Annotated in this window: 10 protein-coding genes; 3 read left to right on the top strand and 7 right to left on the bottom strand. The window is 40.6% G+C overall.

Translation table 11 applies throughout. The features are described 5' to 3' along the window. Window positions 1-64 precede the first annotated feature (64 nt). From phoU to MTN96_RS00290, 4 genes are read right to left on the bottom strand one after another with little or no spacing between them, the layout of a single operon-like run. Complete coding sequence (gene phoU, locus MTN96_RS00305; RefSeq protein ID WP_004587621.1) at window positions 65-766, bottom strand: phosphate signaling complex protein PhoU; 702 nt, start codon at window positions 764-766, stop codon at window positions 65-67. 45 nt (window positions 767-811) lie between these two features. Then, window positions 812-1,639 carry a phosphate ABC transporter ATP-binding protein PstB gene (pstB, locus tag MTN96_RS00300; protein WP_004587622.1) on the bottom strand — a complete coding sequence of 276 codons (828 nt, stop codon included), beginning with the start codon at window positions 1,637-1,639 and terminating at the stop codon, window positions 812-814. 26 nt (window positions 1,640-1,665) lie between these two features. Beyond that, window positions 1,666-3,315: a phosphate ABC transporter permease PstA gene (gene pstA, locus MTN96_RS00295; RefSeq protein WP_138579517.1), complete on the bottom strand. Its 1,650-nt coding sequence runs from the start codon at window positions 3,313-3,315 to the stop codon at window positions 1,666-1,668. Window positions 3,316-3,330: 15 nt separating this feature from the next. After that, window positions 3,331-5,565, bottom strand: a complete 2,235-nt coding sequence (locus MTN96_RS00290; RefSeq protein ID WP_064386998.1) for an ABC transporter permease subunit — start codon at window positions 5,563-5,565, stop codon at window positions 3,331-3,333. Between the two features lie 657 nt (window positions 5,566-6,222). Here MTN96_RS00290 and MTN96_RS00285 point away from each other — a divergent pair. The 3 genes from MTN96_RS00285 (at window position 6,223) to ppx (ending at window position 10,475) form a co-directional block, all read left to right on the top strand. Next, entirely contained in the window at window positions 6,223-6,729 is a 507-nt protein-coding gene (locus MTN96_RS00285; protein ID WP_024031441.1) for a glycine cleavage system protein R, read from the top strand. A gap of 178 nt (window positions 6,730-6,907) precedes the next feature. After that, window positions 6,908-8,995, top strand: a complete 2,088-nt coding sequence (gene ppk1, locus MTN96_RS00280; RefSeq protein WP_248530484.1) for a polyphosphate kinase 1 — start codon at window positions 6,908-6,910, stop codon at window positions 8,993-8,995. Then, window positions 8,988-10,475, top strand: coding sequence for an exopolyphosphatase (gene ppx / locus MTN96_RS00275; RefSeq protein WP_096740225.1), 1,488 nt, complete (start codon window positions 8,988-8,990; stop codon window positions 10,473-10,475). Before ppk1 ends, ppx begins: the two co-directional genes overlap by 8 nt. A 192-nt stretch (window positions 10,476-10,667) precedes the next feature. On the opposite strand, the gene MTN96_RS00270 is transcribed toward ppx, so the two are convergent. The 3 genes from MTN96_RS00270 to MTN96_RS00260 form a co-directional block, all read right to left on the bottom strand. Then, window positions 10,668-11,123, bottom strand: a complete 456-nt coding sequence (locus tag MTN96_RS00270) for a hypothetical protein (protein ID WP_004587628.1) — start codon at window positions 11,121-11,123, stop codon at window positions 10,668-10,670. A 293-nt stretch (window positions 11,124-11,416) separates the two neighbouring features. Continuing rightward, on the bottom strand, window positions 11,417-14,539 hold the full coding sequence (locus tag MTN96_RS00265) for an efflux RND transporter permease subunit (protein ID WP_248530483.1): 3,123 nt from the start codon (window positions 14,537-14,539) through the stop codon (window positions 11,417-11,419). Beyond that, on the bottom strand, window positions 14,536-16,071 hold the full coding sequence (locus MTN96_RS00260; protein ID WP_248530482.1) for an efflux RND transporter periplasmic adaptor subunit: 1,536 nt from the start codon (window positions 16,069-16,071) through the stop codon (window positions 14,536-14,538). The genes MTN96_RS00265 and MTN96_RS00260 overlap by 4 nt, the downstream gene beginning before the upstream one ends. Window position 16,072: the final 1 nt, after the last annotated feature.

Genomic DNA, 16,072 nt, shown 5'->3' with positions numbered 1-16,072 from the left:
CATGGCTAACAATGCATAAAGCGGCACTAAGCCGCTTTAACAAAAAAGAATGATAGATAAAAACCTACAACGATTTTTCTATATCTTCTTGAGATGTATGACGAATATCTTTACCGTTAACAAAATAAATAATGTATTCCGCAATATTTTGGCAACGGTCGCCAATACGCTCTAATGAACGTACAGACCATACTAAATCCATAATTTTAGGAATTGAACGTGGGTCTTCCATCATGTAAGTCATAATTTGACGTGTGATTGCTTCATATTCACGGTCAACTTTTGCATCTTCTTTATGTACTTCAAAGGCGCGTTGTACATCCATGCGTGCAAATGCATCAAGTACATCGTGTAGCATTTTTAAAACTTGGCGACCCATGTTTTCAATATTCACTAATAAATCTTGCTGATCTTTAGTAAATGAATCAAGTGCCACTTTAGCAATGCGCTCTGCTTCATCGCCAATGCGCTCTAAATCGGCAATCGTTTTTGCAATGGCTATTACTAAGCGTAAATCGCTCGCTGCAGGCTGACGACGCGCAATGATGCGCGTACATTCATCATCAATGCTAACTTCCATCGCATTTACTTTGTAATCGTTCTGGCGTACTTTTTGTGCCAGTTCAGCATCATTGCGACTTACTGCATCTAATGCACTGCTTAGCTGCTGCTCAACTAGGCCACCCATGTTAAGTACATGGTTACGAACATTTTCTAGCTCTTGGTTAAAGCGTCCAGAAATATGCTTATTTATATTATGTTCCATAATTACCTTCTCTTAAATTCGTTTACAACACTAAAACGTATACGACTAGCCGTAACGGCCTGTAATGTAGTCTTCCGTTTTCTTTTTGCTTGGCGTTGTAAATAAGGTATTTGTGTCTGAGTATTCAATCAACTCGCCCATGTACATAAAGGCCGTTTGATCAGATACACGCGCTGCTTGTTGCATGTTATGTGTCACAATAACAACGGTAAATTTGTTCTTTAAATCGTTAATTAGCTCTTCAATAACCAAAGTAGAAATTGGATCAAGTGCCGATGTTGGTTCATCAAGTAATAGTACTTCAGGTTCAATCGCAATTGAACGGGCAATAACTAAACGCTGTTGCTGACCACCTGATAGGCCAAATGCACTATCGTGTAGTCTGTCTTTTACTTCATCCCATAAAGCCGCACCGCGAAGTGATTGTTCTACCACTTCATCTAGCTTACGCTTTTCTTTAATACCTTGTAAGCGTAGGCCATAAACCACATTTTCATAAATTGATTTAGGAAATGGGTTAGGACGCTGAAACACCATACCCACGTTACGACGAAGCGCGGCTACATCTACACTTTTATCGTAAATGTTTTGGCCGTGAAGTAATATTTCACCTTCAATACGACACACATCAACTAAATCGTTCATGCGGTTAATACAACGCAATAGCGTTGATTTACCACAACCCGACGGGCCGATAAACGCCGTAACTTGGCCTTTCGGGATATTCATATTTACTTTGCTAAGCGCTTGCTTTTCACCATAGTAAAGATCAAGGTCCTTAATCTCTAACGCTTTTTGGTCATCAGTTAAGTTTTCTAAGTCTAACTTCAAGCTTTTGTTAGCTTGGTTTACTTGTGGAGCGACTGTAATCATGTTTGTTACCTATAATTCTTTACTAATTAGTGTTCAAGCGATCTGAATTTTTCACGTAAATGGTTACGTATGCCTATCGCTGTTATGTTGAGGGTAATAATCACCGACACTAATAAGAAGGCCGTTGCGTATACCAGCGGGCGTGCCGCTTCAACATTCGGGCTTTGAAAGCCCACATCATAAATATGAAAGCCTAAGTGCATGAACTTTCTATCTAAGTGAAAATAAGGGAAGTTGCCATCAAGTGGTAACGTAGGGGCCATTTTTACCACACCTACGAGCATTAACGGCGCAACTTCACCGGCCGCTCGAGCAACAGCAAGTATTAAACCCGTCATAATTGCTGGGCTTGCCATAGGAATAATAATACGCCATAAGGTTTCAACTTTGGTTGCACCAAGCGCTAATGAACCATCACGCACTGTACTTGGAATACGCGATAAACCTTCCTCGGTTGATACAATAACAACCGGTAATGTAAGAATAGCTAATGTAAGCGCAGACCACATAACACCCGGCGTGCCAAATACTGGCGTAGGCGCAGCTTCTGGGTAAAACAGTTGGTCAAGGCTACCACCTAACATGTAAACAAAAAAGCCTAAGCCGAATACACCGTAAACAATAGACGGTACACCGGCAAGGTTAATTACCGCAATACGAATCATCTTAGTTACTGCATTTTTAGCTGCGTACTCATGTAAGTAAATTGCAGCAACAACACCAAATGGGGTCACAATAACGGCCATCAGCATAACCATAAATACTGTACCAAATATAGCAGGGAATACGCCGCCTTCGGTGTTTGCTTCACGTGGGTCGTCTGATACAAACTTACCCAGTTGCACAAAGTAATGACCTAATTTTGAGAAAAAGCCCATGTCGTTAGGCAACCAAACATCAAGCACTTGATACAGTGGAATGGTGACTACTTCACCACGCATGTCCTTAACTAAAACTTGGTCACGTTTGGCTTTTTTACGCAGTGCAAATAACTCTTTTTCAAGTACTGCATATTCGTTACGTAACTCGGCACGTGCTTGAGCAAGCTCGGCAACACGCTCATCGGTTAGTTCGTCATCAAGTAGGTACGCCTTTTCTTGTAAGCGAAGACGCTCTAATTCGTAGTTGATATGACCAATGTCGCCATTTTGTAAATCAAGCGCTTCGTCGTTTAAATCAACCGCACGCTCTACTAGCTCATGTAAGGTTTCGATTTTATCGCTAGTAACCGGCTTTCCATCTTTAATTACACCTTCTATGTAGCCATAAAAGTTACCGTTTTTACTGCGCTCAAATACAGCAAGCGTAGCCGGTGTACTTTGCTCAGTAATATCGGTTTCTAATATCCAACGAAAATCTAAATCTACATATTCGCGGTTACCTGTTTTTATAAGTAAACGCTCAACTTCGTCTTTATTAAAATCTGATACATCAATACCTGTTGCAGCTAAACGCGCTGTAGGCACAAGTTCTCGGTCGTAAACTTCACCAATGATGGTTTGTTTTGAAATAGACCCTTCTAGCTCAAATTGAACTACCTCTGATGGCCAGAAAAAGCTTAATCCCTTCCAAGCTATCATTGCTAATAAACCGAGAACTGAAATTAAGCTGATGCTTACCGCACCACCTGTCATCCAAATCCAAGGAGAACCAGACTTAAACCACTGCTTTACCATGTCGTGTCTCTCCACTTACATTGAGCTGTATTTTTCACGCAGTTGCTGACGAACAAACTCAGCCACTGTGTTGAAAATAAAGGTGAATATGAATAGTACAAATGCTGCTAAGAATAATATTCTATAGTGCGAGCTGCCTACTTCTGATTCAGGCATTTCTACCGCAATGTTTGCTGCAAGCGTACGCATACCTTGGAAAATACTCCAATCCATAATTGGCGTATTACCTGTTGCCATTAATACAATCATGGTTTCGCCTACTGCACGACCAAGTCCCATCATCACGGCAGAGAAAATACCTGGGCTTGCTGTAAGTAGTACAACACGTACTAGCGTTTGCCACTGCGTAGCACCAAGTGCTAGTGAGCCATTTGATAAGTGTTTAGGAACACTAAATACGGCATCTTCTGCAATCGAGAATATAGTAGGAATAACGGCAAAGCCCATCGCAATACCAACAACTAATGAATTACGTTGGTCAAACGTCATACCAAGCTCATTTGTTAAGTATTGACGTACATTGCCATCAAACATCCAAAGCTCTACTGTTTCGCTCATCGCGAACGAGAACCAACCAATTAATAGAACAACCGGAATAAGTAAAATAGAGTGCGACCCTTCAGGGATTTTATGGCGAATACTCACTGGTAACTTAGTCCAACCTAGTGCTGTTGCTAGCACACCTAACGGTAATAAAATCAATAAGCCGACAATAGCAGGTAGGTGCTCTTCTATAAGTGGCGCTAACCACAGGCCTGCTAAAAAGCCTAATATTACAGTCGGGAGGGCTTCCATAATTTCTACCGTTGGCTTTACCACTTTACGCAGCTCGCTCGACATAAAGTAAGCGGTGTAAATAGCGGCAGAAAGCGCAATGGGTACTGCAAATAGCATGGCGTAAAGCGCTGCTTTTAACGTACCAAACGAAATTGGAACCAAAGAAAATTTAGACTCAAAGTCATCACTTGCTGATGTAGATTGCCAAATATAACCAGGCTCAGGGTAACCTTCGTACCACACTTCTTGCCAAAGCGCAGACCAGGTAACCTCTGGGTGCTCATTATGAATTTCTAATACGGTTAGTTGGTTATCGGCTAAAATAAGGGCAGCATTTGAGCGCGGAGCTATAGCAAAGTTTTTAATCTCGCCATCACTTACTTTACCTTGCCAAAGTTTTGCCTCACTTGTGGTGTAATACACACCTAGCTCACCATTACTGCTTGTAGTGAAGAAAGTTCGACGATAAAACTCGGTAAAAATGTTCAGCTTGCTTTGTTTAGTTGTTTCAAACGAGCGAATTTTTTGATACTCACGGCCGCTGTCTGTATTTACTTCAAACCACTGCGATACTTCACCGTTATCGTTTGCAAGCATGAGTGAGTTAGCACCAGCAAGTAGCTGCGCAGACACTAAGTTAGCACTTTCTTCGTTAGCCGAAAGCAGCTGAATTTGCTCTACTTCGCTTGGGTAGCGTGTATCGTAAACATAAATTTGATTCGCCGAACGTACAAATGTGCGGGTGGTATCTGGCGAAATTAAAAGCTCATCAACACGGCCTTCAATATTAAGCTCAGTGCGCTCAACTACCCATTCTACTTCACCGGTAAACATGTTTTCTTCAGCAACAAAGCTGCTAAATAAAACGCGTTTGTCTTCGGTTAAAGCAACCACAGCTGTTTTATCTTCGTAATGACTAAATGCAAAACGCTTAATGGCAGCACCTTGCTCGTCAACTTCTAATGCCATTTTGCCAAGTGGGTAATCTAGACGTGGCGTTAGCTTTCTTTCGTTGTTAGGAAAAGTAACTAAAAACTTAGGTGCTACCAGCACCACTGAGCCATTTTCTAAACCAAACGCATAATGCCCCTGAAACGGCGCACTGTTTGCAAAGCTTGATGCATCACTAGGTAGCTCGGCGCTTAATGTTTTAAGCTTTTTACCAAAGCTGCCATCTTGCACACTATAAAAATCTACCTTTCCTTGCTGAGAGAGTAAAAAAGCAACCTCAGTTTGCTCCTCAACACCTAAGCCCACAATTTGTTCAGCATTAGCAACGTTAAAACTGTTACGTTTTTCTACTTTTGCTGATTCAAAAATTGGTTGTACTACATAAAGAAGGTAAAAGAATATTAATAACAATGCTATTAATACCATTACTCCGCCTGCGGAAATACCCCACTTTGCAAACCGGTCTTTAAATAGACGGCTTCGATCCGTATTTAAAGTCGGCTTATTCGGATTGGAAGTCATCAAAACACCCTTTAATTCTGTCGTTGTACAAATTATATTTCATCAAGATGACAGTAATGTTACAGATGTAATAAATACCCGCCTAAACGCTTTAAAATCAGTCCTTTTTTCTAATGACAGCCCTTGCTTAATTGTTACTCACTGATATGACACAACATAAATCGATACAAAAAAGGGGAAATATTTAATATAAATGCCCTAAATTAGTGCCTATTTAGCTATTTAATAACGCGTTTTACTGCCCTGCTGGAGATGACTAAATTTATGCTTTTATGGCGCATTAGTTGTTAACACTTTTATGGTTAAATAAAGTGCATAGCGCTCAAAGCATGGAAAAAATAAATGTTATGGTTCATAAATGACACTTATTATCAAAAGTGCTATAAAATTGTTAATAAATTCAGTGTGAGTTTATCTTCTTATGGGAACTAATTTGTGCTTTTATTGGACAAACAATTTAACGCAGACAATACTAAATCTATGTATAACGAAACAAGACCGCAGCGCTAAAGTTAAAAAATTCAACGATAAAGACACAAATAAGTAATAATAAACAATTAGTTTTTTATGGGTTTATATTACCCACTACAATGATAGAAACGTTATAAACACTTAATGCCTACGCATTTACATTTTCAGGCTTAGAGAGAGCTATTTATGAAGCAGTTGGTGATCACCATTTTAGGGCAAGACCGGCCCGGATTAGTAGAAAGTATTTCATCGGTTATCTTGCAAAATAAGGGTAACTGGCTGAGCAGTAATTTAAGCCACTTACTAGGCCACTTTGCCGGTATTATTCAGGTAGAAGTAGCGCAAGAGCACTTTGAAGCATTGCAAAACGCATTAAATGCCTTACCTAAACTCGACGTGCGGATTGAAACTGGCAACACAGAAGTAGAGCCAAGTAGCAAAGAACAAATAAATTTTGTCATTACTGGCAATGACCGCCCGGGCATTGTTCAGGAGCTGGCAAGTGTAATACGCCACAAAGGCGCTAGCATTACTCACTTAAACTCAAGGCAACAAAGTGCGCCAAATTGGGGAGTGCCTATTTTTAGTGCCGTAGCTACAGTCACCTTACCCAGTGGTATGAATAAAGAAGAAGTTATTGATGCACTTGAATCGATTACCAGTGATTTAATTGTAGATATTGAAGAGGCATAGCCCAAACGCCGTTGACATAAAAATGACATGGTAGTCATTTTTATGTCATCTAACTGGCGTATGTTTGAGTAAAAAGGGCTGATTATTACTACTTTTATCGTTTTTTACATTGTAAACCTCATAAGCGCACGCACAGCCCCAAATTAAATTTGAAACATATCCTGATAACGGAATAGATATGAATGCCCATATAGAGCCCCCTCAAACAACTGAATATTTTGCAAAAGAATTAAGCTGGCTGTCATTCAACGAGCGTGTACTACAAGAGGCTAAAGATAAAAATAACCCGATTATTGAGCGCATGCGTTTTTTGGGCATTTTCTCTAAAAATTTAGATGAATTTTTTAGAGTGCGCGTTGCTGATGTAAAGCGCCGAATTTTATTAAATAAACTCCCCGATGCTAATTTTGAAGAAGACGAAATACTGCTTAGTGAGATACAAAAAAAGGTACTGCAGTTAGGTAAAAAATTTAACCACATACATCAGCAGGTATTAACCGACTTAAACCATCATAACATTCATGTTAGTCGCCCTGATGAGCTCAGTGAGTTTCATTTAAACTGGTTAAAAAATTACTTTCATGATCACGTTCTGCAACATACCTCTCCTATTTTGCTAAACGAGAACAAAGACTTCTCTACCTATATAAACGACACCATGACCTACTTATTTGTAGAAATGAGTGATGAAAAAAGTTATTACGCAATGCTTGAGGTACCCACCGACAGGGTTGATCGCTTTATAAACCTGCCTCCAGAAAAAACCCGCCGCCATAAAACCATTGTAATGCTTGATGATGTCATCACTTACTTTTTAAACGATGTATTTAGTAGCTTTTTTTCTTATAAAAGCATTGCCGGTTATGCAATAAAATTAACTCGCGATGCAGAGTACAACCTAGACGACGAGCTAGAGGCTGGCTTACTTGATAAAATGTCTAAAGGGTTAAAACAACGTATTTATGCTGAGCCAGTAAGATTGGTTTACGATCAAGCCATGCCTGAAAACATGCTAAAAGTGATGAAAAAGCGCCTCGGTGTCACGCATCATGATGCGTTAATTCCTGGGGGGCGTTATCGTAATTTTAGAGACTTTATATCGTTTCCTAATGTAGGGCGCCAATATTTAGAAAACAAACCCCTCCCAGCATTGCAAAGTAGTGCGTTTAATAAACATGCCAGTGTATTTGACGCTATTAGCGAGCAAGATATTTTACTGTATTACCCCTATCATACTTTTAATCATGTGCTTGAATATGTGCGCCAAGCGGCCTTCGACCCTAAGGTTACGCAAATAAAGGTTAATATTTATCGTGTAGCGAGCAAATCTAGGCTGATTTCATCGTTAATTAATGCCGCTCAAAACGGTAAATTAGTAACCGTTATGGTTGAGCTAAAAGCACGTTTTGATGAGCAAAATAATATTGAATGGGCAAAGGTGCTAAGCAGTGCAGGTATTAAAGTAATTTTTGGTATACCCGCACTAAAAGTGCACAGTAAATTATGTGTGGTACACCGTAAAGAAAAAGGCCAAATAGTAAAATATGCTCATATTGGAACAGGCAATTTCCATGAAAAAACAGCCAAAATTTACACTGACTTTAGCCTATTTACTCGCCACACTGGTATTTGTGAAGAAAGCGACAGCGTATTTAGATTTATAGAAAGCAGTTATAAACCGTTCAAATTTGACTACTTAATGCTTTCGCCAATTAATGCCCGTGAAACGCTGCTTAATTTAATCAATAACGAAATTGACCATGTTAAAAACAACAAACCAGGCAAAATAACGGTAAAAATAAATAACCTCGTCGATAAAGAGCTGGTAGACAGGCTTTACCTAGCTGGTCAAATCGGCGTTAAAATTAGAATTATTGTACGTGGCATGTGCTCGCTCATCCCTGGCGTGCCTAAACTTAGCGATAATATTAAGGTAATTAGTATTGTTGATCGCTTTTTAGAGCATCCTCGCGTAATGGTATTTGGTAACAATGGCGATGAAAAAGTATTTATATCTTCAGCTGATTGGATGACACGTAACCTAGATCATCGTGTTGAAGTAGGCGTTCCTATTTTGGATGTTAAGCTAAAACGCCTTATAGTTGATATATTAGAGCTACAATTTAAAGACCGCACCAAAGCACGCATTATTGATAGCGAGCAAAAAAACGCTTATGTAAGAAGGGGTAACCGTAAAAAAATTCGCTCTCAGATAGCAATTTACGATTATCTAAAAAAATGGGAACACACTTATTATAATGAATGATCACCCTTCAATAGCCGCAGTTGATTTAGGCTCCAACAGCTTTCATTTAGTGGTTGCCCGAGAAGTAAACGGCACTTTGCAAATTTTGCACAAAGAAAAACAACGCGTTTATTTAGCCGATGGGCTAGATGATAAATTTCGCTTAAGCCAAGCTGCAATAGACCGCGCCCTCGTGGTACTAAAGCAATTTGCAAAAACCTTACATGAGTTCCCCGCAAGTAATGTAAAGGTAGCTGCCACTTACACTTTTAGGCGCGCTAAAAATATTAACGCCTTTTTAGCCCAAGCTAGCGCTGTGTTTCCTTTTCATATTGATGTAATTGCAGGTCAAGAAGAAGCGCGCCTTATTTATCAGGGCGTTGCGCATTATGTTCATAATGAAGAAAACCGTTTAGTGATCGATATTGGCGGTGGCAGTACCGAGCTTATAATAGGTAAACATTTTAAGCATAAGCTTTTATCTAGCCGTAATATGGGCTGTGTTAGCTTTACAAAGCAGTTTTTTAGCGATGGAAAAATAACGGCCAAACGCTTTAACAAAGCGCAAATAAGAGCCGAGCAAGAGCTTGAAGCCATTTTTTCTAATTATGTAAGCGAAAATTGGCAATCGGTAATTGGCACCTCGGGCACTATAAAGTCAATTTTAGCGATGATAAGCGCCACAAATCCGCAACAACCTAACATCACTTACGACGATTTACTCTCGTTAAAACAACAGTTTATTAGTGCTAAACATATTGATAACTTAGCTATTGCAGGGCTTACACCCGAGCGCCAACAAAGCATATGTGGTGGTTTAGCAATTTTAATTGCGATATTTACAGAGTTTGCCATTAAAGAGCTGACCTATAGCGATTTTTCGTTGCGCGAAGGGTTGCTGCACGAAATGCAGCAAAAGCTGGCCGATAAAGATATTCGCTCAAACACCATTAATAATTTAAGTGAGCGCTACACCGCTGATAAAGCGCATGCAGCGCGTGTTGCTGATACTGCTATTTGGCTCTATAAACAGTTAAAAAATGTATGGCATTTGGATAATAACGACGATATTGCTTTGTTAACGTGGGCAGCAAAATTACACGAAATTGGTTTATCAATTAACTCATCGGGGATTAACAAACACAGCGCTTATATAGTGGCGAATAGTCAATTACCCGGTTTTACGCAGCAAGAGCAACTTATTTTAAGCTCACTTATACGCTTTTATCGTAAAAAAATTAAACTGACTGAGCTGCCAGAGTTTTTAACTATTTCTCAAAAGCACGTGCTTAAACTGATTGTTATTTTACGCTTGGCCATTTTATTTAATCAAAAGCGCCAAGTGAGCTTAAAGCCGGATATGGAAATAAGCGCAAGCAACCTAGGCTTATTTATTAAGTTTAGTAACAGCTATTTGCAAGAGCATACATTGCTACAAGCAGACCTAGAGCAAGAGCAGCTCTATCTTAAAAAAGCAGGGATTCAGTTTGAGTGCGTTTAATTTTATAAGGCTATTAAAAGCCTGTGACATTGTTTGTTCTAAAGTAATGTAATTGCGACACGCGCTTTTTAAAGTGAGCTTGCTGCTTTATTTACACCCATGTAAAGCACACATAATAAAGCGCCCTTGGGGTAAACTCAAGGGCGTTTGAAGCTTTACCGATAAAGATAAAACCAGGTTATTTTATCAGGTTTACATATCCATATGGCGGTTTGAGCTTTGCATCATTTGCTTAACGCCTTGCTTTTCAAGCTCTAAAATTTGCTCGAGCTTTTCTTTACCGTTTTCTGTCTCAGCGCGCTCTAATAAGTACTCGTAAAGTTCGATTACTTTTTTGTGCTGCTCAGAGAGGTAGTTTTGAATCACCTTTTCATCAAATTCTTGGTCTTTGCTAATATCGTTAAACGTAATTAACTCGGGGTTATCTGCAAAGTATTCGTAGCTGTAAGTATCTAAGGTGTTGATCTCTGTAATTGCTTTAAAGCCAACTAAGTCTTCAGCTAACTTTTTTTCATAATCTAAATAATAGTCCACTAGCATCGCGTTACGTTCATCAAGTAACTCCTTAACGCTGTAAAAATTTGCCGCCATTTGTGTGTGAAATAAAACGGTCCAATCGTACACTTCTTTAATTGTTTTAACTTGCATGTGCATTCCTTACTAAGTTGACTGTATAAGGTATAGGTTGCGTAAACCGTGCCAACATAAACTCAATTAAAAACAATGTATTAAAAATAAAAAAACAGCAGCTAGGCGGGTTATTTGGTACAAGTTACAAAATACGGGTAATTTTTATAGGGCAATAAAACAGGTATTGCCCACAGTGTGCTATTAGAGCCTGCTGAAACAGGGGCAGCTATCATACTCACGAGGGTACAAACCGTACACCGCGATTTAACCGCCCCTACATTCAGCAAGTTTTAACTCACAAAGCACAACACCTATTGACTAATATGCTGCTTTTTCCACAGTAAATACACCGCTGGTATAACCAATAACGTAAGTATAATTGCGCTTAGCATCCCACCTACCATCGGCGCAGCTATTCTGCTCATCACTTCGCTACCGGTGCCGGTGCCGTATAAAACGGGTAATAAGCCAGCAATAATGGTAGCCACCGTCATCATTACGGGGCGCACTCTTAACCCTGAACCTTGCATAATAGCGTGTTGTAGCGCTTGTAAGTTAAATGCAGTTCCAGTTTGCTCGCACTGCTGGCGCTGCTCTGTATAAGCTTGGTTTAAATATACAAGCATTATGACGCCTATTTCTACGGCAACACCGGCCAATGCAATAAACCCTACACCCACTGCCACTGAAAAGTTAAACGCTTCAAAGTACATTAGCCAAATGCCGCCCACCATAGCCAAAGGAAGGGTGGCAATAATAATAAGTACTTCGCTTAGGCATTTAAAATTAAGGTATAGCAGTATTACAATAATCGCGAGTGTAAGCGGGATCACATAAGTAAGCTTTGCTTTTGCGCGTTGCATGTATTCGTACTGCCCTGCCCAAGTAATTGAATAACCAGCGGGTAATTGTAGGTTATCGCCAAGTACTTGCTGAGCTTGTGCTACATAGCTGCCAATATCACTGCCTTTAATATCAATTAAGCTCCAGCCATTTAAACGCGCGTTTTCGCTTTTAATACCGGTAGGGCCATCTTCAATAAATACATTAGCAACATCGCCAAGTGCAATATGTTGGCCTGAAGGTGTAATAATAGGTAATAATTTTAAATCTTCAGGCGAAGCACGAAAGCTCTGCGGGTAGCGTAAATTTACCGGGTAACGCTGTTGCCCTTCAATTGTTTCAGTCACGTTTGAGCCGCCAATTGCAGTAGCTACAACCTGTTGTATGTCGGCTATATTTAGATTATACCGTGCTGCTTTTTCGCGGTTTATATCCACTTTAATATAACGCCCTGTGGCTACACGCTCTGAATACACTGAGGCTGTGCCGGGCACATCTTTTAACAATTGCTCAATTTGCTGCCCAATGTTTTGAATTTCTAACAAGCTTGGGCCCGCAATTTTAATACCCACAGGCGTTTTAATACCGGTGGCAAGCATATCAATTCGCGTTTTTATTGGCATAACCCACGCATTTGTAAGGCCCGGTAATGTAACTAAGCTTTCCAGCTCGGCTTTAATTTTTTGCTTCGTCATGCCCTCTCGCCACTGTGATTTGGGCTTAAACTGAATAAAGGTTTCAATCATTGTCAGTGGTGCTGGGTCGGTTGCGGTATCGGCGCGCCCTATTTTACCAAATACAGTTTTCACTTCAGGTACAGAGGCTATGAGCTTATCTGTTTGCTGTAAAATTTTTCGCGCTTCGCCAATAGAGAGCCCAGGGTAAGTTGTAGGCATATACATTAAGTCGCCTTCATCTAGCAAAGGAATAAACTCACTGCCTATTTTATTTACCGGATAAAAGCCTATAACCGTCACTATAAATGCAATAAATAACGTACTTTTTGGAAATTTAAGTACGGTGGCTAACAACGGTTTATACCCTGCAACCAAGGCTCTATTAACAGGGTTTTTATGCTCAGAAATGACCTTACCCCGAATAAAGTAGCCCATTAGCACCGGTACTAAGGTTATAGCTAAACCGGCAGAGGCTGCCATCGCATACGTTTTTGTATAAGCAAGCGGGGCAAACATGCGCCCTTCTTGCGCCTCTAAAATAAATACAGGCATAAAACTTACAGTAATAATGAGCAAACTAAAAAATAACGCAGGGCCTACCTCGGTGGCCGATTTAGTCACTATTTGCCAGCGGTTTTGCTTGGTCAGTGGCGTTTTTTCCATGTGTTTATGCATGTTTTCTATCATTACGATAGCACCATCTGTCATAGCGCCAATAGCAATAGCAATCCCGCCTAACGACATAATATTAGCGTTTACACCTTGCCAATACATCACAATAAAAGCCATTAATATACCCATAGGCAAGGTAATAATAGCCACCAGCGATGAGCGCACATGAAATAAAAATACCACGCACACTAAGGCTACAATAATGAGCTCTTCAAACAATTTATTGCTCAGGTTATCGACCGCGCTTTTTATTAACGTGGAGCGGTCGTAAACCGGAATTATTTCAACCCCTTCGGGTAACCCTTGTTTTAAAGACTCAAGTTTTGCTTTTACCCGAGAAATCGTTTCTTGGGCGTTTTCGCCATAACGCATCACCACAATGCCACCCGCAACCTCGCCTTCGCCATTTAGCTCTGCAATGCCTCTTCGCATTTGAGGACCTAAGCGTACATTTGCTACATCTCGTAATTGTAATGCACTTCCTTGGGCGTTAATTCCTAATGGAATGGCTTCTAAGTCGGCGACACTTTTAATATAACCTGTGCTGGTTACCATGTATTCGGCTTCAGCCATTTCGATTACTGAGGCGCCAGTTTCTTGATTACCTTGGCTAATTGCAGTTTGTATCAAACTAAGAGGAAGGCCATAAGCACGTAACTTAACGGGGTCTACAACCACTTGGTACTGCTTTATCATGCCACCTACAGCGGCTACCTCAGATACACCTTCAACGCTTTGCAGTTCAAATTTTAAAAACCAATCTTGCAAGCTACGAAGCTGGCTTATATTGAGCTGATTTGTTTTATCGACTAACGCATATAAATAAACCCACCCCACTCCTGTGGCATCGGGCCCAAGTTGTGCCTTTGCACTTGCCGGCAAGCGGCTTTCTACCTGACTTAAATACTCTTGTACGCGGCTTCGGGCCCAGTAAATATCGGTATTTTCATCAAAAATAATATACACATACGAGTCGCCAAAAAACGAAAAACCGCGCACCGTTTTAGCACCAGGCACAGACAGCATTGCCGTGGTGAGCGGAAAGGTAACTTGGTCTTGCACTACTTGGGGCGCTTGGCCTCGGTAGCTGGTTTTAACAATTACCTGCACGTCCGATAAATCCGGAAGCGCATCAACGGGTGTCTGTTTTACACTGTAAATACCCGCGCCAAATACAATAATACTCAGTAACAAAACGAGAAAACGATTAACAACCGACCAGCGAATAACAGCAGCTATCATAATGACTCCCCATGCATTGAATGATGAGCTGCGCCTTCGTCAGTAGGGTGCTCAGCAATTTTGCTTACTACAAATTCGCCCTCAATAATGCTAAATGTAAAATGAACCTGCTGATCAGGGGAAAGCGCACTAATATCAAGCTCTTTAGCAAGTATAAAGTCCATAGTAGCAGGGCCTCTGTTCCATTTAGCAATAGCCTCTCTGCTAATATTAATAACCCGCTGCGCTGCGTTTATATTATTTATGGTCCCCATTACTGTAGCTGTTTGAACCGCTTCTGCCTTGTCCATTTCCATGTTAGGCATGTCGCTCATGGCATGAGTGCTCGGTGCACTCATACGCTTAAAGTCCGAGTCTTTACTCGATTCAGAGTCTATTAAAAACTGCGCAGCAGTCACAACACGGTCTTCTTTGGTAATGCCCGATAGAATAGCCACCTCATGTTGGCTAATTTGCCCTACTTTTACCGCCACCGATTTAAAACGCCCATCGCCTAGGGCAAGTACTACTCGGTTTTGTGCACCTGTACGAATAAGCGCTTGCTTAGGTATAACTAATTGCGGTGAATCACTGTGTGTGTGAATACTTACTTGGGCAAACATATTAGGTTTAAGTAGCCCTGCGGTATTTTCAAAACGCAGCCTTACACGTAAAGTGCGATTTTTAGCATTCAGCGCTGGGTAAATGTAATCTACTATGCCCTGCCACTGCTTACCTTGAATGTAATCAAGGGTCATTGTAACGGGAAGCCCTTTGCTCACTAAAGCTGCTTGGCGCTCAAATACTTCTGCCTCTACCCATACTTGATCTAATTTAGCGATGCTCATCATTGAGGTGCCAGGCTTAACATAAAAACCTTCTCGTATATTAAGCTCATCAAGCACCCCACTTTGACGCGCGTAAAATGTAATGTTTTGCATCACTTTTTTATTTTTTTCTAAGCGCTTAATAAAGCCATCAGACACATTTAGCGACTCTAAACGCGCCTTAGCAGCCCGGATCAATACGCTGTTTTTTCTATTTGCTGCGAGTAAAAATTCTTCTTGTGCGTTCACAAGCTGAGGAGAGTAAAGTGTGTAAAGAGGCTCACCGGCACTAACGGGCTCTCCTTGCGCTTTTACAAATAGGGTTTCTATCCACCCTTCTACGCGAGGATGAATATGGGTTAACTGATCTTGATTGTATTGCACATAACCGATTGTTTGAATATCACTTTGCAGTGTTTTAACTTGCACTTTACTGGTTTTAACGCCTAAGTTATTAACCACTTCAGGGGATATTTTTATAGTACCTGGGCTGTCGTTTTCAGCGTTTGCATATACAGGCACCAGCTCCATCCCCATTGGTGATAGCCCTGGTTCATCGCGCCTATAATTACTGTCCATGGGAGCAACCCAATACAGCGGCTTCGTTTTTTTATTATCCGCGGTTGTGGCTAAGTGCTCGGTATTATCAATCAACCAGCGATTAGCAATAAACATTAACGCGGCACCAATAAGCAGCGCTACAAGGTATTTTAAGTTAGTTTTCATT

The sequence above is a fragment of the Pseudoalteromonas sp. 2CM28B genome (genome assembly GCF_023161935.1).
This window is presented reverse-complemented; position numbering and strand designations above follow the sequence as displayed.

Excerpts from the sequence above, each read along its gene's own strand:
- phoU (WP_004587621.1), bottom strand. The coding sequence starts at position 766 with ATGGAACATAATATAAATAAGCATATTTCTGGACGCTTTAACCAAGAG.
- pstB (WP_004587622.1), bottom strand. The coding sequence starts at position 1,639 with ATGATTACAGTCGCTCCACAAGTAAACCAAGCTAACAAAAGCTTGAAG.
- pstA (WP_138579517.1), bottom strand. The coding sequence starts at position 3,315 with ATGGTAAAGCAGTGGTTTAAGTCTGGTTCTCCTTGGATTTGGATGACA.
- MTN96_RS00290 (WP_064386998.1), bottom strand. The coding sequence starts at position 5,565 with ATGACTTCCAATCCGAATAAGCCGACTTTAAATACGGATCGAAGCCGT.
- MTN96_RS00285 (WP_024031441.1), top strand. The coding sequence starts at position 6,223 with ATGAAGCAGTTGGTGATCACCATTTTAGGGCAAGACCGGCCCGGATTA.
- ppk1 (WP_248530484.1), top strand. The coding sequence starts at position 6,908 with ATGAATGCCCATATAGAGCCCCCTCAAACAACTGAATATTTTGCAAAA.
- ppx (WP_096740225.1), top strand. The coding sequence starts at position 8,988 with ATGAATGATCACCCTTCAATAGCCGCAGTTGATTTAGGCTCCAACAGC.
- MTN96_RS00270 (WP_004587628.1), bottom strand. The coding sequence starts at position 11,123 with ATGCAAGTTAAAACAATTAAAGAAGTGTACGATTGGACCGTTTTATTT.
- MTN96_RS00265 (WP_248530483.1), bottom strand. The coding sequence starts at position 14,539 with ATGATAGCTGCTGTTATTCGCTGGTCGGTTGTTAATCGTTTTCTCGTT.
- MTN96_RS00260 (WP_248530482.1), bottom strand. The coding sequence starts at position 16,071 with ATGAAAACTAACTTAAAATACCTTGTAGCGCTGCTTATTGGTGCCGCG.